The 17822-nt window shown below is 72.4% G+C and carries 15 protein-coding genes and 1 rRNA gene; 12 read left to right on the top strand and 4 right to left on the bottom strand.

Annotated elements, in window-relative coordinates; all coding sequences use genetic code 11:
• Nucleotides 1–171 precede the first annotated feature (171 nt).
• From rrf to ACFWXQ_RS46900, 3 genes are all read left to right on the top strand, one after another.
• Nucleotides 172–288: ribosomal RNA gene (gene rrf / locus ACFWXQ_RS46890) — 5S ribosomal RNA — on the top strand.
• A gap of 245 nt (nt 289–533) precedes the next feature.
• Nucleotides 534–1880, top strand: a complete 1347-nt coding sequence (locus ACFWXQ_RS46895) for a hypothetical protein (RefSeq protein WP_386270374.1) — start codon at nt 534–536, stop codon at nt 1878–1880.
• Complete coding sequence (locus ACFWXQ_RS46900; RefSeq protein WP_383938540.1) at nt 1772–2638, top strand: hypothetical protein; 867 nt, start codon at nt 1772–1774, stop codon at nt 2636–2638. Before ACFWXQ_RS46895 ends, ACFWXQ_RS46900 begins: the two co-directional genes overlap by 109 nt.
• Before the next feature lie 88 nt (nt 2639–2726).
• Here ACFWXQ_RS46900 and ACFWXQ_RS46905 read toward each other — a convergent pair whose 3' ends face one another.
• The gene (locus ACFWXQ_RS46905) at nt 2727–4016 is read right to left on the bottom strand and encodes a DUF1015 domain-containing protein (protein WP_383938524.1); all 1290 of its coding nucleotides are present in this window, start codon (nt 4014–4016) and stop codon (nt 2727–2729) included.
• A 72-nt stretch (nt 4017–4088) separates the two neighbouring features.
• On the opposite strand from ACFWXQ_RS46905, the gene ACFWXQ_RS46910 reads away from it, so the two are divergent.
• The 4 genes from ACFWXQ_RS46910 (at nt 4089) to ACFWXQ_RS46925 (ending at nt 8433) form a co-directional block, all read left to right on the top strand.
• Nucleotides 4089–5117, top strand: coding sequence for an HAD hydrolase-like protein (locus tag ACFWXQ_RS46910; RefSeq protein ID WP_383938522.1), 1029 nt, complete (start codon nt 4089–4091; stop codon nt 5115–5117).
• A gap of 147 nt (nt 5118–5264) precedes the next feature.
• A complete protein-coding gene (locus ACFWXQ_RS46915) occupies nt 5265–6308 on the top strand; it encodes a FecCD family ABC transporter permease (protein ID WP_383938519.1) in 1044 nt (347 codons plus the stop codon).
• A gap of 86 nt (nt 6309–6394) precedes the next feature.
• Nucleotides 6395–7438: a FecCD family ABC transporter permease gene (locus tag ACFWXQ_RS46920; RefSeq protein WP_383938516.1), complete on the top strand. Its 1044-nt coding sequence runs from the start codon at nt 6395–6397 to the stop codon at nt 7436–7438.
• Nucleotides 7439–7542: 104 nt separating this feature from the next.
• Nucleotides 7543–8433: an ABC transporter ATP-binding protein gene (locus ACFWXQ_RS46925; RefSeq protein ID WP_383938537.1), complete on the top strand. Its 891-nt coding sequence runs from the start codon at nt 7543–7545 to the stop codon at nt 8431–8433.
• Nucleotides 8434–8596: 163 nt separating this feature from the next.
• On the opposite strand, the gene ACFWXQ_RS46930 is transcribed toward ACFWXQ_RS46925, so the two are convergent.
• Complete coding sequence (locus ACFWXQ_RS46930) at nt 8597–8944, bottom strand: SCP2 sterol-binding domain-containing protein (protein ID WP_383938513.1); 348 nt, start codon at nt 8942–8944, stop codon at nt 8597–8599.
• A gap of 168 nt (nt 8945–9112) precedes the next feature.
• On the opposite strand from ACFWXQ_RS46930, the gene ACFWXQ_RS46935 reads away from it, so the two are divergent.
• The 5 genes from ACFWXQ_RS46935 to ACFWXQ_RS46955 all read left to right on the top strand — a co-directional run bounded on the left by ACFWXQ_RS46935 (nt 9113) and on the right by ACFWXQ_RS46955 (nt 14517).
• Complete coding sequence (locus ACFWXQ_RS46935) at nt 9113–9430, top strand: hypothetical protein (RefSeq protein ID WP_383938534.1); 318 nt, start codon at nt 9113–9115, stop codon at nt 9428–9430.
• A 7-nt stretch (nt 9431–9437) separates the two neighbouring features.
• Nucleotides 9438–10253, top strand: a complete 816-nt coding sequence (locus tag ACFWXQ_RS46940) for a TlyA family RNA methyltransferase (protein WP_200399172.1) — start codon at nt 9438–9440, stop codon at nt 10251–10253.
• Nucleotides 10250–11155, top strand: a complete 906-nt coding sequence (locus tag ACFWXQ_RS46945) for an NAD kinase (protein ID WP_383938509.1) — start codon at nt 10250–10252, stop codon at nt 11153–11155. The genes ACFWXQ_RS46940 and ACFWXQ_RS46945 overlap by 4 nt, the downstream gene beginning before the upstream one ends.
• A gap of 209 nt (nt 11156–11364) precedes the next feature.
• Nucleotides 11365–13107, top strand: coding sequence for a DNA repair protein RecN (gene recN / locus ACFWXQ_RS46950; protein ID WP_383938506.1), 1743 nt, complete (start codon nt 11365–11367; stop codon nt 13105–13107).
• 270 nt (nt 13108–13377) lie between these two features.
• Entirely contained in the window at nt 13378–14517 is a 1140-nt protein-coding gene (locus ACFWXQ_RS46955; protein WP_383938503.1) for a glycosyltransferase family 4 protein, read from the top strand.
• Between the two features lie 21 nt (nt 14518–14538).
• On the opposite strand, the gene ACFWXQ_RS46960 is transcribed toward ACFWXQ_RS46955, so the two are convergent.
• Together ACFWXQ_RS46960 and ACFWXQ_RS46965 are read right to left on the bottom strand one after the other, a co-directional pair.
• Complete coding sequence (locus ACFWXQ_RS46960) at nt 14539–16185, bottom strand: PucR family transcriptional regulator (protein WP_383938500.1); 1647 nt, start codon at nt 16183–16185, stop codon at nt 14539–14541.
• A 219-nt stretch (nt 16186–16404) separates the two neighbouring features.
• A complete protein-coding gene (locus ACFWXQ_RS46965; RefSeq protein ID WP_383938497.1) occupies nt 16405–17787 on the bottom strand; it encodes an FAD-binding oxidoreductase in 1383 nt (460 codons plus the stop codon).
• Nucleotides 17788–17822: the final 35 nt, after the last annotated feature.

Genomic DNA, 17822 nt, shown 5'->3' on the forward strand with positions numbered 1-17822 from the left:
GCCGGATGTGGAAGCCCTGTAAGGGGTGAAGCTGACTGGTACTAATAGGCCGAGGGCTTGTCCTCAGTTGCTCGCGTCCACTGTGTCAGTTCTGAGACAACGAACAGTTGTCGGCTTTTGAGCAGAACACCCAACTGAAAAGTGTGCTTGTTCGCTCGAAACCATTAGGGTTTCGGTGGTCATAGCGTGAGGGAAACGCCCGGTTACATTCCGAACCCGGAAGCTAAGCCTTATAGCGCCGATGGTACTGCAGGGGGGACCCTGTGGGAGAGTAGGACGCCGCCGAACAATATTTGGAGGACCTCTGGTCCCAGCGACTCGCTGGGACCAGAGGTCCTTTTTTGTTTTCCGAAGCGCGCTGGGTACCCGGCTGCGCGAGAATGACTTGCGGTACCGATGACAGGAGTCACCCATGTCCACCAACTCTCCCGACGAGCGACCGGAGCGCGACCAGCGACGCCGGGACAGTGGTGACCGCGGCGGGTACCGAGGGGGCCCGCGCCGCGACAACGACCGTGGCGGGAACGGCCGGCGTGACGACCGTCGCGATGACAGCCGTGGTGGCAGCAGCAGCAGCGGCGGCGGGGACCGTGGCGGCTTCCGTCGTGACGACAGCCGTGGTGGCAGCAGCGGCGGCGGGGACCGTGGCGGCTTCCGTCGTGACGACAACCGCGGTGGTGGAAGTGGCAGCGGCGGCGGATTCCGCGGGCGCGACGACCGTGGCGGTGGTGGTCGTCCGCCGTTCCGTCGTGATGACCGTCCCAGTGGGCCGAGTCGTGACGACCGTGACCGCGGTGGGTTCCGTCGGGACGATGACCGTGGTGGCCGTCCGGCGTTCCGCCGTGACGACGAGCGGGGCGGCCCGCGCCGCGACGACCGGCGTGACGACAACCGCGGCGGTAGCAGCAGCGGTGGTGGCGATCGTGGCGGCTTCCGCCGTGACGACCGTCGCGATGACAACCGCGGCGGCGGCGACCGTGGCGGTTTCCGGCGCGACGACAACCGTGGTGGCCCTCGGCGTGATGGTGACCGTCCGCCCTTCCGGCGTGACGATCGTCGTGATGACAACCGTGGCGGCGGCAGCAGTGGCGGTGACCGTGGCGGTTTCCGGCGTGACGACAGCCGCAGTGGCGGCGGTGACCGTGGTGGCTTCCGTCGCGATGGCGACCGTCCGGCGTTTCGCCGTGACGACCGTCGGGACGATGACCGTGGTGGCCGTCCGCCGTTCCGTCGTGATGACCGCCCTAGTGGGCCGAGTCGTGACGACCGTGACCGCGGTGGGTTCCGTCGGGACGACGACCGTGGTGGCCGTCCGGCGTTCCGCCGTGACGACGAGCGGGGCGGCCCGCGCCGCGACGACCGGCGCGACGACAACCGCGGCGGTGGCGACCGTGGTGGCTTCCGCCGTGACGATCGTCGCGATGACCGCAGGGACGACCGTCGCGACGGGGACCGTCCGCCCTTCCGGCGTGATGACAACCGCGGCGGCAGCAGCGGCGGTGGTGGCTTCCGTCGGGACGACAACCGCGCAGGTGGTGGCGGTGGCGGGTTCCGTGGCCGCGACGACCGTGGTGGACGAGACGACCGTGGTGGACGAGGTGGCGACGACCGTCGTGGCGGACCGCGTCGCGATGACAGCCGTGGCCGTCCCGCCGGCGGTGGCGGTGGGTTCCGCGGGCGGGACGACCGTGGTGGACGGGGCGGCGACGACCGTCGTGGCGGCGGGCGCTTCCGTGACGAGCGGGACCGCGACCGCGAGCCGATCAAGCGGCTGCCGATCCCGGACGACGTCACGGGCGAGGAGATCGACAAGGACGTACGGCAGGAGCTTCAGAGCCTGCCCAAGGGGCTTGCCGAGGACGTTGCCCGGAACCTGGTGATGGTGGCCAGGCTCATCGACGAGGACCCCGAAGGCGCGTACGGCTACTCCAGGGTCGCGCTGCGGCTGGCGTCGCGTGTCGCCGCCGTACGGGAGGCCGCCGGCTTCGCCGCGTACGCGAGCCAGAAGTACAGCGAGGCGCTCGCCGAGTTCCGGGCCGCGCGGCGCATGACGGGCAGCGTGGACCTGTGGCCCGTCATGGCGGACTGCGAGCGCGGTCTCGGACGGCCCGAGAAGGCGCTCGACATGGCCGGGGCCCCCGAGGTGCAGAAGCTCGACAAGGCCGGCCAGGTCGAGATGCGGCTCGTGGCCGCCGGTGCGCGGAGGGACCTGGACCAGCTCGACGCGGCCATCGTCACGCTGCAGAGCCCCGAGCTCGCCTCCAACTCCGTTCAGCCCTGGACCGCGCGACTGCGTTACGCGTACGCCGACGCGCTGCTCGCGGCCGGGCGTGAGGGCGAGGCACGCGAGTGGTTCGCCAAGGCCGTCGAGTCCGACAAGGACGGCAGCACGGACGCCTCGGACCGGCTCGCCGAGCTGGACGGTGTGGAGTTCGTCGACGCCCTCGTCGAGGACGACAGCGAAAGCGACAGTGACAGCGACGGCGTTGTCGAGGTCGTGAACTCCGAGGCTCCGGAGGCGAAGTCAGTGCCGGACGCAGACGCGGACGTGGAGCTGGAGCCTGAGTCGGCCGAGGACGGCGTCGACGACGATGGCGAGGACGGCGTGGACGGCGACGAGGGCGACCTGAAGGGCTGACAGCCCCGCAGGAGCCGTACGAGTACGACTACGAGTGCATATGAGTACATGGGCGGGATCCCCCGGGGGGTCCCGCCCATTCGTGTTTTCAGGGGCCCAGGGTGCGCAGTACCAGGCCCGATGCCGGCTTCGGGCCGAACGATGTCGACTTTCGGGGCATCGTGACGCCCTGGCTCGCCAGGTCGCGTACGACCTCCTCGTGGACCGGGTGCATCAGGACGGCCGTGCCGCCGTCGCGCTCCGCCTTGGCGACCGTGGCTGCGGTGTCGTGGATGTACCCGATGTGCTCGGGGACGTCGGGTATCTGCCACACATGGTCGAGGAGCGTGGCGTGCAGGACCGTCGCGTCGAGAGTGCGCCAGGTCTCGGGGCGGTCCGCCGGGATCGTACGGGCGAGCAGGTCCGGGGACGGGCGGTCGACGAGGTGGAAGGTGCCGTCGCCCGCAAGGAGGTATGCGTTTCCCTTGGCGGCCGCTACGGAGAGGGCCTCCAGGGCCCTGGAGAGGGGGCCGTCGATGTGGCGTACGCGGAAGTCGTCGCCGAGGGCGGCCAGGGCGTCGGCCACCGGGAGGCGGTGCAGGAGGCGGTGGATCGCGCGGACGCGCAGGGGGTAGCGGGCGGTGTCGACGAGGAGGACCAGGCCGAAGTCCCAGGGGCTGGGGGAGGGATGCTCCGCGCGTAGACGCAAGTACGTCGCCCAGCGGTGGTGGCCGTCGGCGATGAGGGCCTGGCGGTTGGCCAGGTCTGTCCGGATCTCGGCCAGGTGCGCCGGGTCGGTCACGGCCCACAGGCGGTGGCTGAAGCCGTCCTCCGTGGTCGTGGACAGCAGGGGAGGGCGCTCGGCGGCGCGCTCCACGACGGCGGTCGTGCCGGCGGAGGCGCCGTTGCCGCGGTAGGTCAGCAGCAGGGGTTCGAGGTTCGCGGAGGTGGCGCGCATCAGGGCCGCGCGGTCCGCGACGACGTGCGGCATGACGTCCTCGTGGGGCAGGACCACGCCGTCCGTCGCCTCCGACAGGCGCAGGGCGCCGATGATGCCCCGTTGCAGCATGCCGTCGCCGTGGCGTTGCTCGTAGACGTACAGGCCCGGCACGGAGTCCGTGGTCAGGACGCCCTCGGACAGCCAGCGGTGCAGGGTGTCCGCCGCCTGCTCGTTGCGGACGCTGGGCGTGGTGGCCTGGGGGAGGATCAGCCGGACGATGTTGTGCGGGTCCGCCGATTCGAGGTGGTGGAGACCGTCGGGCCGTACGACGACGTCGTACGGCGGGGACGTGACGGCGGAGAGGCTGCCGACCCGGTCGGGGTCGTAGCGCAGACCCCTGAACGGGGTCAGATCAAGGCCCATGCGTGCCGGTACGTCCGCGGGACCTGCAGTGTTCATTGGTGCATCGTAAGTGTGTCAGTGCCATGCGGGATGATCGGGGGAATGGGATCGAACGAGGAGCGATGCGTAATGAGCCAGACCGTGAGGACGCGCCCCGAGGGCAGTGACCGGGCCCTGAGCGAGGCGTACGACACGGCGCTGCTCGACCTGGACGGGGTGGTGTACGCGGGCGGGAACGCGATCGCGTACGCGGTCGACTCGCTCGGCACGGCCCGGGCGGGCGGAATGCGTCTCGCGTATGTGACGAACAACGCGCTGCGGACGCCCGACACCGTCGCCGCGCACCTCACGGAGCTGGGGATACCGACCGAGGAGCCGGACGTCATCACCTCGGCGCAGGCGGTGGCCCGGCTGATCAGCGAGCAGGTGCCCCAGGGCGCGCGGGTGCTGGTGATCGGCGGGGAGGGGCTGCGGGTCGCGCTGCGCGAGCGCGGGCTGCAGCCGGTCGAGTCGGCCGAGGACGAGCCGGTGGCTGTCGTGCAGGGGTACGGCGGACCCGATCTGCCGTGGGGCCGCTTCGCGGAGGCCTGTTTCGCCATCGCGCGCGGGGTGCCGTGGTTCGCGTCCAACACCGATCTGACGATCCCCAGCGCGCGAGGGATCGCCCCGGGCAACGGCGCGGCCGTGGAGGTCGTACGGATCGCGACCGGCGCCGAGCCGCAGGTGGCGGGCAAGCCGTTGCCGCCGATGCACCGCGAGACGATCCTGCGGACCGGGGCGGAGCGGCCGCTGGTGGTCGGGGACCGGCTCGACACGGACATCGAGGGGGCGTTCAACGGCGGGGTGGACTCGCTGCTGGTGCTGACGGGTGTGACCGACGGGGCGCAGCTCCTGGCCGCGCCCCCGCAGCACCGGCCGACGTATGTCGACGCCGATCTGCGGGGGATGCTGACCGGGCAGCCGGAGGTCGTCGAGGCGGGCGAAGTGTTCCGCTGCGGGGGCTGGACGGCGACGGCGGGCACCGAGCGGCTGGAACTGGACGGTGAGGGAGAGGCGATGGACGGGCTGCGGGCCCTGTGTGCCGCCGCCTGGACGGCTGCCGGGGACGGGGCGTGTGAGCTGGACGGGGGCAAGGCGCTGGCGCGGCTGGGGCTTTGAGCGAGGGCCCGGAGGATTCGGCCGGCCCTTCCGCGGGCCGTCGGGGGCTCTTCGGCGGGGCCCGGGAGCGGGGCCTCAGGAGGGTGGTTGCGCAGGTCACCGCGTACGGGATCGTGGCTCGCGGCGAGGGTAGGCTAACCTAACCGGGTGTTGGTCGACAGTCCCCCCGAACCGAGCGCGGAGACCGCCCCCGCGCCCCCAACCCGCCGGGCGATACGGGCCGCTGGGCTCGTCGTGTCCCTCGCCGTGCTGGTGCTCGTCGCCCTGGCGAGCATCGCGATCGGCGCAAAAGAGCTGTCCCTGGAGCAGGTCTGGCACGGCCTGTTCGAGGACTCGGGGACGTACGGCGACGTCGTGGTGGGCGAGCGGCTGTCGCGTACGGTCCTCGGGCTGCTCGTCGGCGCCGCGCTCGGCCTCTCCGGGGCGGTCCTCCAGGCGCTCACCCGCAACCCGCTCGCCGACCCGGGGCTGCTCGGCATCAACGCCGGCGCGTCCGCCGCGGTCGTCACGGCCATCACCTTCTTCGGTGTCACCTCGCTGAGCGGCTATGTGTGGTTCGCCTTCGCGGGCGCGGCCGTCGTCGGGGCGCTGGTGTACTTCCTCGGTGGCAGCCGGGGTGCCACGCCGGTGCGGCTCGCGCTCGCCGGCACCGCGATCAGCGCCGCGCTCTACGGCTATCTGCAGGCCGTGATGATCACGGACGAGGCCGCGCTCGGCAAGATGCGCTTCTGGACGGTCGGTTCGCTGGCCTCGGCCACGAACACGACCATCGAGCAGGTGCTGCCGTTCCTCGCGGTCGGCACGGTCCTCGCGCTGGCCCTCGCCAGGCCGCTGAACGCCATGGCCATGGGCGACGACACCGCCCGCGCGCTCGGGGCGCATCTGAACCGCACCCGAGGGCTGTCCATGGCCGCCGCGACCGTGCTGTGCGGGGCCGCGACCGCCGCCTGCGGGCCGATCGTCTTCGTCGGGCTGATGGTTCCGCACGTCGTACGGTCCTTCACCGGGCCCGACCTGCGCTGGATCCTGCCGTACGCCACCGTGCTGTCGCCGGTGCTGCTGCTGGGCGCCGATGTGATCGGCCGGATGGTCGCCCGGCCCGCGGAGCTCCAGGTCGGCATCGTCACCGCGATCCTCGGCGGACCGGTCTTCATCTTTCTCGTACGACGGCGGAGGACGGCGCAGCTGTGAAGCCCCCACGCAATCAGGCCGTGCAGGACCGGACAGGACACGATCAGGCAGGACGCGATCACACAGGCCACGATCAGGCAGGTCCGGTGCGGGCCTTCCGGGCTCGGACCGTGCGTACCGGCGGGGGGCTTTCGGTCCGTTTCGATGTCCGGGCGTTCACGGTCGTCGTGCTGCTGCTCGTGGCCGCGCTCGCCGCGAGTGTCGTGCTCATCGGCACCGGCGACTTCCCGATACCGGCCGCCGACGTCCTCAGGACGCTGCTCGGCAACGGCGACGCGGGCCAGGAGTTCATCGTCAACGAGCTGCGCCTGCCGCGGGTCCTGGTCGGGCTCCTGGTGGGGGCCTCGCTCGGGCTCGGCGGCGCGCTCTTCCAGACCATCTCCCGCAATCCGCTGGGCAGTCCGGACGTGCTCGGGCTCGGGCAGGGTTCGACGGCGGGCGCGCTCGTGATGATCGTGCTGTTCTCGGGGAGTGCCGCTCAGGTCGCCGTCGGGGCGCTGGTCGGCGGTCTGGTGACCGGGCTCGCCATCTATCTGCTCGCCTGGAAGCGGGGTATGCACGGATATCGGCTGGTTCTGATCGGTATCGGTGTCTCCGCGATCGTCACGGCCGTCAACGGCTATCTGATCACCAAGGCCGACCTCGTCGACGCGGCCCGTGCCGTCGTCTGGATGACCGGCTCGCTCAACGGCCGTGACTGGGCCCAGGTCTGGCCGCTGCTCGGCCTGTGCGCAGTGCTCGTACCGCTGGTCCTCGGCAACGCGCGCGGGCTGCGGATGCTGGAGATGGGCGACGACGTGGCGTACGCGCTCGGAGTGCGCGTCGAGCGGACGCGGCTGCTGCTGTTGGTGGCCGCGGTGCTGCTCACCGCGGCCGCCACCGCCGCCGCGGGCCCGGTCGGCTTCGTCGCGCTCACCGCGCCACAGCTCGCGCGGCGCCTCACCCGTTCGCCGGGACCCAACCTGGTGCCCGCCATGTGTATGGGCGCCACCCTGCTGGTCGTCGCGGACTGGGCCTCGCAGCGGGCCTTCGGCGCTGACCAGCTGCCCGTCGGCGTGGTGACCGGAGTGCTCGGCGGTGTCTATCTGCTGTGGCTCCTGGTCACCGAGCGGAAGGCGGGCCGGATATGAACGCCGACGCCGACCGCACGAGGAGTACGGCCGACGACGGGACGGCGCGTACGGCCGCCGCCGGAGAGACGAGCAGGATGAACACGACGAGCAAGACGAACTCGATGAGCAAGACGAACACGACGAGTACGGGCTCCGATGGCGGGCCGCACACGAACACCCGAAGGAGCACCGTGAACCGCCTGTCCGCCGAGAACGTCACCCTCGCCTACGACCAGCGCGTCATCGCCGAGCAGTTGTCGGTCGAGATACCGGACAACTCGTTCACGGTGATCGTCGGCCCGAACGCCTGCGGCAAGTCCACACTGCTGCGCGCCCTGTCCCGCATGCTGAAGCCGAACCAGGGCCGGGTGCTGCTCGACGGGCAGGTCATCCAGTCGATGCCCGCCAAGAAGGTGGCCAGGACGCTCGGATTGCTGCCGCAGTCGTCGATTGCGCCCGACGGGATCACCGTCGGCGACCTCGTGGGACGCGGGCGCTATCCGCACCAGGGGCTGCTGCGCCAGTGGTCGACCGAGGACGAGCGGATCGTGCGCGAGTCCATGGCCTCGACCGGAGTCGCCGAACTGGCCGACCGGTACGTCGACGAGCTCTCCGGAGGCCAGCGCCAGCGCGTGTGGATCGCCATGGCGCTCGCCCAGCAGACCCCGCTGCTGCTGCTCGACGAGCCGACCACCTTTCTCGACATCCAGCACCAGATCGACGTGCTCGACCTGTGCGCGGAACTCCACGAGGAGCAGGGCCGCACCCTGGTCGCCGTACTGCACGACCTCAACCACGCGGCCCGGTACGCCACCCATCTGGTCGCCCTGCGCGAGGGCTCGGTGATCGCGGAGGGCGCCCCGGCGGACATCGTCACGGCCGAGCTGGTCGAGGAGGTCTTCGGGCTGCGCTGCCAGGTCATCGACGACCCGGAGACTGGTACGCCGCTGGTGGTGCCGGCGGCGCGCAGAACACGTACGACGGCGGGGGCCGTCGGTGTCACGAAGAGCTGAGCGCTCTGCTGGTGTGCGGTTCGTCTGCCGCGGGCCGGTGGGGGCTGGTCGTGCCCACGCGGCGGAGCCGCATATCGATGCAGCCCCGCGCCCCTTCGGGGCGCTGCCGAACCCATCGGGTTTCGCGGGCCCCGCTCAGCCGAGCAGGGTCGGGAAAGCAGGATCAGAGGAGTTTTCTGAGGCGGAGCAGGTCGCGCAGGCCCGCTTCGAGCTTGACGCGGCCCGAGCCCCAGGCCTTCGCGAAGTTCAGCTCGCCGTCGACCATCGCGACCAGGTCGTCGCCGGTCATCGTGAGCCGGATCTCGGCCTTGTCGGGCGGCGGGCCCTGGAGCGTGTCGAGCACCTCGATCCGGCCGTCCTTGAGACGGCCTACGAAGGTGATGTCGAGGTCGGTGATACGGCAGGTCAGCGAGCGGTCCAACGCCGCCGCGCTGCGTACGTCGCCGTCCGCGCCCGCCATGTTGTCCGAGAGCTTGTCGAGTGCGCTGCGGCACTCCTCAATCGTGGCCATCGCGATCGACGGTACCCCAGCGCTTCGCGGTAGCGTCGGGTCATGAGCGACTCCATGACCGGCCCGGAGACGGGGACCTTCGACACAGGCCCCCTCGGCGCGGAGGCCCGGCTTCCGGGCGAGCCCGTGCCCGAGCCGCTGCCGGTGCCGTCCGCGGACCCCGAGGCCATGGCCGAGCCCGGGCCCGGGCCCGAAGGCGAGCCCGATGCTCAGGCCGAGGCCGGGACCGCCGATGAACCCGAGGACGACCCCGCCGCCCCCGCTCCCCTCCACGTGCCGCGTACGCCCACGGGCAACGCCGAGACCGACGCGCAGCTCGACCGGTTGGCCGATGTGGACCACCTCGCCACGGACGGCCATGTGGAGGTGTACGAGGATGTGCACAGGGGGCTGCGCGACGCGCTCACCGCGCTCGACGCCCGCCCGGGACCTCCGGCGCCCCCTGCGCCGCACAGCAGCAACGACAGCAACAGCAACAGGAGCTGAACCGAACGTGGCAGGAGTGGCACGACGCCGCCTCGACGCCGAACTGGTCCGACGTAAACTCGCCCGTTCGCGCGAGCACGCCGGACAGCTGATCGCCGCCGGGCGGGTCACCGTCGGCAAGACCCTCGCGACCAAACCCGCCACCCAGGTGGAGACCGCCGCCGCCATCCTGGTCACCCAGGACGACGACGATCCCGACTACGTCTCGCGAGGCGGCCACAAGCTCGCCGGGGCGCTGGAGGCCTTCGTACCGCTCGGTCTGGCGGTCGAGGGACGGCGGGCTCTGGACGCCGGCGCCTCGACCGGCGGGTTCACCGATGTACTGCTGCGCGCGGGCGTCGCCCACGTCGTCGCCGTGGACGTCGGCTACGGGCAGTTGGCCTGGTCTCTTCAGAGTGATGAACGCGTCACCGTCAAGGACCGTACGAACGTACGCGAGTTGACGTTGGAGGCGATCGATGGGGAGCCGGTGGATCTTATTGTCGGTGACTTGTCCTTCATCCCACTCGGCCTGGTGCTGCCCGCCCTTGTGCGGTGCGCGGCGCCCGGAGCCGACCTGGTGATGATGGTCAAGCCGCAGTTCGAAGTGGGCAGGGAACGGCTCGGGAGCGGCGGAGTCGTCCGCAGCCCCGAGCTACGGGCGGACGCCGTGCGCGGTGTGGCCCGGCAGGCGGGGGAACTGGGACTCGGGGTGAACGGCGTGACGGCGAGTCCATTGCCCGGGCCCTCGGGGAATGTCGAGTACTTTCTGTGGCTGCGTGCCGGGGCACCCGCACTGGACCCGGCCGACGTTGACCGTGCAGTGGCGGAGGGGCCGCGTTGACACAGACCCGAGCTCGTACTGTTTTCCTGCTCGCCCACACCGGACGGCCCGCGGCCATCCGCAGTGCCGAGCTCGTCGTCGAGGGGCTGGTGCGTTCCGGTCTCGGCGTACGGGTCCTGGAGGCGGAGGCGGCCGATCTGCCGTTGCCGGCGAGTGTGGAGCTCGTCAAGGAGGCGACACCGGAGTGCCTCGACGGGTGTGAGCTGTTGATCGTCCTCGGCGGTGACGGGACGCTGCTGCGCGGCGCCGAGTTCGCCCGCGCCTCCGGGGTGCCCATGCTCGGCGTCAACCTCGGGCGGGTCGGCTTCCTCGCCGAGGCCGAGCGCGACGACCTCGACAAGGTCGTCGACCGGGTGGTGACGAAGGCGTACGAGGTCGAGGAACGCATGACCGTCGACGTCGTCGTGCACAGCAACGGCGATGTCGTCCACACGGACTGGGCGCTCAACGAGGCCGCCGTGCAGAAGGCGGGGGCCGAGAAGCTCCTGGAGGTCGTGCTGGAGATCGACGGGCGGCCGGTGACCGGGTTCGGGTGCGACGGGATCGTCCTGTCGACGCCGACCGGGTCGACGGCGTACGCGTTCTCCGCGGGCGGGCCCGTGGTGTGGCCGGAGGTCGAGGCGCTGCTCATGGTGCCGATCAGCGCGCACGCCCTGTTCGCCAAGCCGCTGGTGACCTCGCCGAACTCGGTGCTGGCCGTGGAGGTCCTGCCGCACATCCCGCCCGGGGTGCTGTGGTGCGACGGGCGCCGCACGATCGAGCTGCCGCCCGGGGCGCGGGTGGAGGTGCGGCGGGGGGCCGTGCCGGTGCGGTTGGCGCGGTTGCACCATGCGTCGTTCACCGATCGGCTCGTCGCGAAGTTCGCGCTGCCGGTGGCGGGGTGGCGGGGCGCTCCGCACTGAGTGTTCCGCAGGGGGGCGGGGGATGTTGTTGGTTTGGTGCGGGCCGGTGGGGGTTGCTCGCGCAGTTCCCCGCGCCCCTGAAAGACGGGGCTGCGCCCCTGTCTTTCGTCCTTCGCGCCCGCAGCCGAAGGACGGGCAATTCGGTCAACCGCACCAGGGCGTATGTGGAGGGACTGGGGCGGCGTCGCGCCGGGTGGGGGAAACCTCGTATGGTCATGTCCGTGTTGGAGGAGATGCGGATACGGTCGCTCGGAGTCATCGACGACGCGGTCGTCGAGCTGTCACCCGGCTTCACCGCCGTGACCGGTGAGACCGGCGCGGGCAAGACGATGGTGGTCACCAGCCTGGGCCTGCTGCTGGGCGGGCGCGCCGATCCGGCCCTCGTGCGGATCGGGGCCAAGAACGCGGTCGTGGAGGGGCGGATCTCCGTACCCGACGGTGCCTCGGCCGTCCTGCGGGCCGAGGAGGCCGGCGCCGAGCTCGACGACGGGGTGCTGCTCATCAGCCGTACCGTTTCCGCCGAGGGGCGCTCACGGGCGCACCTGGGCGGGCGCAGCGTGCCGGTGGGGCTGCTCGCCGAGCTCGCCGACGACCTGGTGGCCGTGCACGGCCAGACCGACCAGCAGGGGCTGCTCAAGCTGTCCCGCCAGCGGCAGGCCCTCGACCGGTACGCGGGCGACGCCGTCGCCGTGCCGCTCGCCAAGTACGCGGGCGCCTACCGACGGCTGCGCGCCATCTCCACCGAGCTGGACGAGATCACCACGCGCGCGCGGGAACGCGCCCAGGAAGCCGACATGCTGCGCTTCGGGCTCGACGAGATCGCCGCGGTGGAGCCCCGCCCGGGCGAGGACGTCGAGCTGGCGGCCGAGGCCGAGCGGCTCGGGCACGCGGAGGCGCTCGCGTCCGCCGCCACGGCCGCGCACACCGCCCTCGCGGGCAATCCCGAGGACCCGGAGGGCATCGACGCCGCGACGCTCGTCGCGGGCGCACACCGGGCCCTGGAGGCCGTACGGTCCCACGACGCGGCGCTCGGCGCGCTGGCGGGCCGCATCGGGGAGATCGGGATCCTGCTGGGCGATGTGGCGGGGGAGCTGGCGGGGTACGCCGACGACCTCGACGCGGACCCGCTGCGCCTCGCGGCGGTCGAGGAGCGGCGCGCCGCACTCACCGCGATGACCCGCAAGTACGGCGAGGACGTCGGCGCGGTCCTGACCTGGGCGGAACAAGGGGCCGCGCGGCTCCTGGAGTTGGACGGCGACGACGACCGGCTCGGCGAGCTCACGGCCGAGCGGGACGCACTGCGCGCCGAACTGGGCGGACTGGCACAGGCATTGACCGACGCCCGTACGGAGGCCGCGGAGCGCTTCGCCGCCGCCGTGACCGCCGAACTCGCCTCGCTCGCCATGCCGCACGCGCGCGTGTCGTTCGAGATCCGGCAGACCGAGGACCCGGAGGGCGTCGAGGTCGGCGGACGTCCGGTCTCGTACGGGCCCGCCGGCGTCGACGAGGTCGAACTGCTCCTCGCCCCGCATCCGGGGGCGCCGCCGCGGCCCATCGCCAAGGGGGCGTCCGGTGGTGAGCTGTCGCGCGTCATGCTCGCCGTCGAGGTCGTGTTCGCGGGTACGGATCCCGTGCCGACGTATCTCTTCGACGAGGTCGACGCGGGTGTGGGCGGCAAGGCCGCGGTCGAGATCGGGCGGCGGCTCGCCAAGCTCGCCAAGAGCGCGCAGGTCGTCGTCGTCACCCATCTGCCTCAGGTGGCCGCCTTCGCCGACCGGCAGTTGCTGGTCGAGAAGACCAACGACGGGTCGGTCACGCGGTCCGGGGTGAAGGTCCTGGAGGGCGAGGAGCGGGTGCGGGAGCTGTCACGAATGCTGGCCGGCCAGGAGGACTCGGAGACGGCACGGGCGCACGCGGAGGAACTGCTCGCGACGGCCCGGGGCGACGGGTAGCCGCCGCCCCGCGGCGGGGTGCCGCGTGCGGTTCCGCGGCGGCGCGCGCCTGCCGCTCCGCGGGCCGGCCGCCGTCCACCTCTCACTCATGTGAGTGATCACCCGCACCCCATCTCCGCCACCCACCCCCACCCCACCCCCTCGATGGTCCGCAACTCCCGCGAGCCCTGGCATCCTTGGAAGAGGACCCCGAGCGGTACACCCCCACCGTGCGATCCTTCTGTACGTTTCTTCGTGACCGCCCGACGCCGAACCAGGAGCTCCGGCCACGTGATCCACGTGAGCAGCCACTCACCGCCAGGACAGTCGCCGCTGCGCACTGTCCAAGTGCTCGGCGGAGGCAGCGCGGGCAGCTGTGCCCATGTGCGGTCGCTGACGTCGGGGCTCGTCGCCCGGGGCGTGCGGGTCACCGTGTGCGCCCCGGCCGCGGCCGACCACACGTACGACTTCAGCGGCGTCGGGGCCGACCACGTGCATGTGCCGAGGCGGAACGACCCGACCTCCATGGCCGTGCTGCGGGCGGCCTGCGCGGACGCCGACCTGGTGCACGCGCACGGGCTGCACTCCGCGCTGCGGGCCGCGCTCGCGCTCAGCGGACGGCGCGTCCCGCTCGTCGTCACCCTGCACTCCCGCCCGTACGCCGAGGGCGCGCGGGCACATCTGCTGCGCCTCCTGGAGCGGCGCGTGGCCAGGGCCGCGTCCGTGGTCCTCGGATCCTCGTCCGACCTCGTGGACCGGGCCCGCAGCAGGGGAGCGCGGGACGCCCGGCTCGCCGCCGTCGCGCTGCCCGCCCCGCGCCGGCCCCTCGCCGAGAGCGAGGACGCCGACCGGCTGCGCCCCAAGGCACGCGCCGAACTCGGCGCGACCGACCGGCCGTTGCTGATGGCCGTCGGCTCCCTCGACCGGCACCGGGGGTACGACACACTGCTGGACGCCACGCGCGCGTGGCGTCGACTCGACCCCGTACCACTGCTCGTGATCGCCGGGGAGGGGCCGCTGCGCGGTGAACTCCAGCGGCGCATCGTGAACGAGGGGCTGCCCGTGCGTCTCGTCGGCCCGCGTGACGACATCGGGGAACTGCTCGCCGCCGCCGATCTCGCGCTGCTGCCCGGCAGCTGGGAATCGCGATCGGTACTCGCCCAGGAGGCCCTCCACGCGCGCGTGCCGCTCGTCGCGGCGGCCGCCGGAGGCATCCCCGAACTCGTCGGCGACGCGGCCGAACTCGTCCCGCACGGAGACTCCGAAGCGCTCGCCGAGGCCGTCCAGGCTCTTCTCGCCGACCCCGCCCGGCGCGAGCTCCTCAGGGACAAGGGCACGCTCCAGGTGGCCACTTGGCCGACCGAGGACGAGACGGTGGCCCAAGTCCTCAGCGTGTACGACGAACTGACGAAGCCCTTGCCGCTGCCGTAGGCCCTGGCACGGGGCCTCGCGCTACGGGACGAGTCTGCGGGCCCGCAGCGCCAGACTCAGGGCCAGTACCGTCTGCGGGTCGTCGAGGTCCGTTCCGAGCAGCTCCCCGATTCTCGCGAGGCGGTTGTAGAGCGTCTGCCGGTTGAGGTGCAGTTCGCGCGCGGTCTCCGCCTTGCGGCCCGCGTGCGCCAGATACGTCTCCAGGGTGGGCAGCAGCGGCGGCTTGGAGCGGTTGTCGTGGTCGCGGAGCGGGCCGATGGCGCGGTCCACGAAGGCGGCCAGGTCCCGGTGGTCCCGCAGGCGCCACAGCAGCAGGTCGATGTCCAGGCGGCGGGCGTCGTACCAGGGGCGGTCGGACAGTCCCTGGGCCGCCGTGGCCGTCTCGGCCGCGTGCCGCAGGCTCGCCGACGCGGCCGTCCAGCCGCCCGCCACGCCGACCACCACGACCGGCGGCTGCGCCCCCGGACGCTGCATGCCCGCCCGCTCCACACCGGCCCGCAGCGCCGCCGCGACCCGGTCCGCGACGGTCGTCCGCTCGGACTCCGCGCGCAGGCCCACCAGCAGCGGTACGCGGCCCTCGACAGGGCGTACGCCCAACAGGACCGGCACCCCCACAGAGGCCAGCTCCTCGGCGACCGCGCGCGCCAGGACGGCCCAGCCCCCGCCGGGAGGCAGTCCGTCGGCCAGCCTCATCACCACCGGGAGCAGCGGACCTGGACCGGGCTTGAAGCCGAGCACGCGGGCCTGCGCGGGCGCGTCCTCGGCGGCGATACGGCCCTCGGCGAGGTCGGTGAGGAAGTCGCCGCGCCCGCGTGCCGCCAGTTCCTCCTCCTGGCGGGCCTGCATCAGGACCACGGCGAGGATCCCCGCGGCCCGTTCCGCCGCGATGCGGTGCACGGGTGCGAGCGGGGCGCTGGGGGCGTTCACGGGCAGGAGGACGAGCCGGGCCCGGACCGAGCCGGTGCCGGGACCGCCGCCGGGCACGTCCACGAGGACCGACCCCGCCGGCGGATCGTCCTGGTGCTGGCCGCGCAGCCCCTCCCACACCTGGAGCGGGTCGGCGTTCGCGGGGCCGGTCCCGGCGGCGTACAGGAGCTGTCCGTCCGGGGTCTCCAGGAAGACCGGGTTGCCGCTGAAGTCGGCCAGGATGCCGAGGACCTGGGGGATGCCGCCCCCGCCGAGCAGGGCCTGGGTGCAGCGCCGGTGCACTTCCTCGGCCTGCTGGAGCAGTGCGTAGTGGCCGTTGACGATCTCGGTGTGGATCTCCTCGGTGACCGTCACGAACGGCACCTCGCGGTGCAGTTGGACCAGCGGCAGACCGGCCGTACGGGCCGTCTCCACGAGGGCCGCGGGCAGCCGGGTGAAGCGCGGCCCCAGTTCCACGACGAGGGCCGCGATACCGCGTTCGGCGAGGGTGCGGACGAAGGCGCGCTGGTCGGCGGGGCGGGTGCCGAGCCCGTACCCCGTGGTCAGGAGCAGTTCGCCGCCCTTCAGGAGCGAGGCGATGTTCGGTACCTCGCCCGCGTGCACCCAGCGGACGGTGCGGCCCAGCCGGTCGGCGCCCGCGAGGATCTCCGGCAGGCCGCCGCGCAGCCCGGGCAGCTCCAGGGCCCGCTGCACGGTGATCCCGCCACCGTGCGTGTCCGGCGTGTCGATACGGCTGTCCATGACGCGGACGCTACCTCGTCCTCCACCTGCCGTGACGTGCCGGACAGGGCCTAGGGTGACAATTCCCGCCTGCCTCGCGGCGCCATGCACGCACTCTCGCCGCACCGGGCGCAGATCCAAGTACGTCCAGTACGAGGATCTACGCCCGGCACGCCGAGAGCACGCACCTGACGCCGCGAGGCCGCCCTCCGGGCGACGACGGGAATTGTCAGACAGGCCCTAGGCGGGCGCGATGTTGTGGTTGAAGCGGAACACGTTGTCCGGGTCGTACCGGGCCTTCACCGCCGCGAGCCGCCGGGTGTTCTCGGCGCCCAGGCCCGCCTCCACCCGGTCCTCGCCCTCGTCGCCGATGAAGTTGAGGTAGACCGCGCCGGTGCTCCACGGCCGGACGTCCGCGCGGACGTCCCGTACCCACTGCATGCAGCGGTCGTCGTCCGCGGGGTCCTCCCAGATGCCGAAGGGGTGTACCGCCCAGGGCGCGTCCCGGTACGGCACCGGGTACGCGCGGGGGCCGTCGGCGACCGCGCCGCCCAGCGGGAACAGCGCGTGCTGGGTTCCGGTGGGCACCGGCATCGTGTCCGCGCGGGCGCAGAAGACGTCCACGAGTTCGTCGGGCGCGCCCGTCAGATACTCCGCCGACCAGTAGTTCCGCATCCCCGGCGGATCGTCGATCATGCACTGGAGGTCCGCGTACGGGATGGCCGTGACCATCTCCACCTCGTGCGGCAGCGCCAGCAGGGGCTGGGCCGTCTTGCGCAGGTCGTCCTCGCTGCCGGCGTACGTCACGAGGGCCCCGCACAGGAGCGTGCCGACCAGGTGCTCGGGGACGAACTCCTCGGGCGGTCCCGTCAGGTAGAGCACGCCGCCGGCCGCCTCCACCGGCCCGGTCTCCATGACCTCGCGGAAGACGCGGGCCACCTCAGGTCCGGACTCCGGGCGGTACAGCAGCATGGCCATCGCGAACTCGGGCAGCTCGTGGAGTCTCAGGGTCAGCGCGGTCGCGACGCCGAAGTTCCCGCCGCCGCCGTGCAGGGCCCAGAACAGCTCGGGGTTCTCCTCGGCGCCGGCGTGGACGGCCGAGCCGTCCGCGGTCACCAGGTCGACGCCGAGCAGGTTGTCGATCGCGAGCCCGAACTTCCGCTCCAGCCAGCCGCTTCCGCCGCCCAGTACGAAGCCGCCGACCCCGGTGGTCGAGGCGCGGCCCCCGGTGGTCGCCAGGTGGTACGGCTCGGTGGCGCGGTCCATGTGGCTCATCGTCGCGCCGCCCCCGACGCGTACCGCCGCCGCTCCGGGGTGGACGGTCACCTCGTGCATCCGGCGCAGGTCGACGACCAGACCGCCGTCGTTGAGGGCCATGCCCGCCACGCTGTGGCCGCCGCCGCGGACCGCGATCTTCAGATCCAGGTCCCGGGCGAACCGCACCGACCGTGCGACATCGGCCTCGTTCGCGCACTGCGCGATCACGGCCGGCCGTCGGTCGATCATCGCATTGAAGACCGCCCGGGCCTCGTCGTACCCCGGATCCCCGGGGGCGAGCACGTCACCGGCGAGATCCTCGCGGAGTGCGGCGAGTGCCGCGCCCGCCTTCGAGAGGGAAGCCATGGCCGCCCCCCTTCCAGAGCAGGGGCATGTTGGTG

The organism is Streptomyces sp. NPDC058697, assembly GCF_042715345.1.
Lineage (GTDB): Bacteria > Actinomycetota > Actinomycetes > Streptomycetales > Streptomycetaceae > Streptomyces > Streptomyces liliifuscus.

Excerpts from the sequence above, each read along its gene's own strand:
- recN (WP_383938506.1), top strand. The coding sequence starts at position 11,365 with ATGGTCATGTCCGTGTTGGAGGAGATGCGGATACGGTCGCTCGGAGTC.
- ACFWXQ_RS46925 (WP_383938537.1), top strand. The coding sequence starts at position 7,543 with ATGAGCAAGACGAACACGACGAGTACGGGCTCCGATGGCGGGCCGCAC.
- ACFWXQ_RS46930 (WP_383938513.1), bottom strand. The coding sequence starts at position 8,944 with ATGGCCACGATTGAGGAGTGCCGCAGCGCACTCGACAAGCTCTCGGAC.
- ACFWXQ_RS46905 (WP_383938524.1), bottom strand. The coding sequence starts at position 4,016 with ATGAACACTGCAGGTCCCGCGGACGTACCGGCACGCATGGGCCTTGAT.
- ACFWXQ_RS46960 (WP_383938500.1), bottom strand. The coding sequence starts at position 16,185 with ATGGACAGCCGTATCGACACGCCGGACACGCACGGTGGCGGGATCACC.
- ACFWXQ_RS46965 (WP_383938497.1), bottom strand. The coding sequence starts at position 17,787 with ATGGCTTCCCTCTCGAAGGCGGGCGCGGCACTCGCCGCACTCCGCGAG.
- ACFWXQ_RS46910 (WP_383938522.1), top strand. The coding sequence starts at position 4,089 with ATGAGCCAGACCGTGAGGACGCGCCCCGAGGGCAGTGACCGGGCCCTG.
- ACFWXQ_RS46935 (WP_383938534.1), top strand. The coding sequence starts at position 9,113 with ATGGCCGAGCCCGGGCCCGGGCCCGAAGGCGAGCCCGATGCTCAGGCC.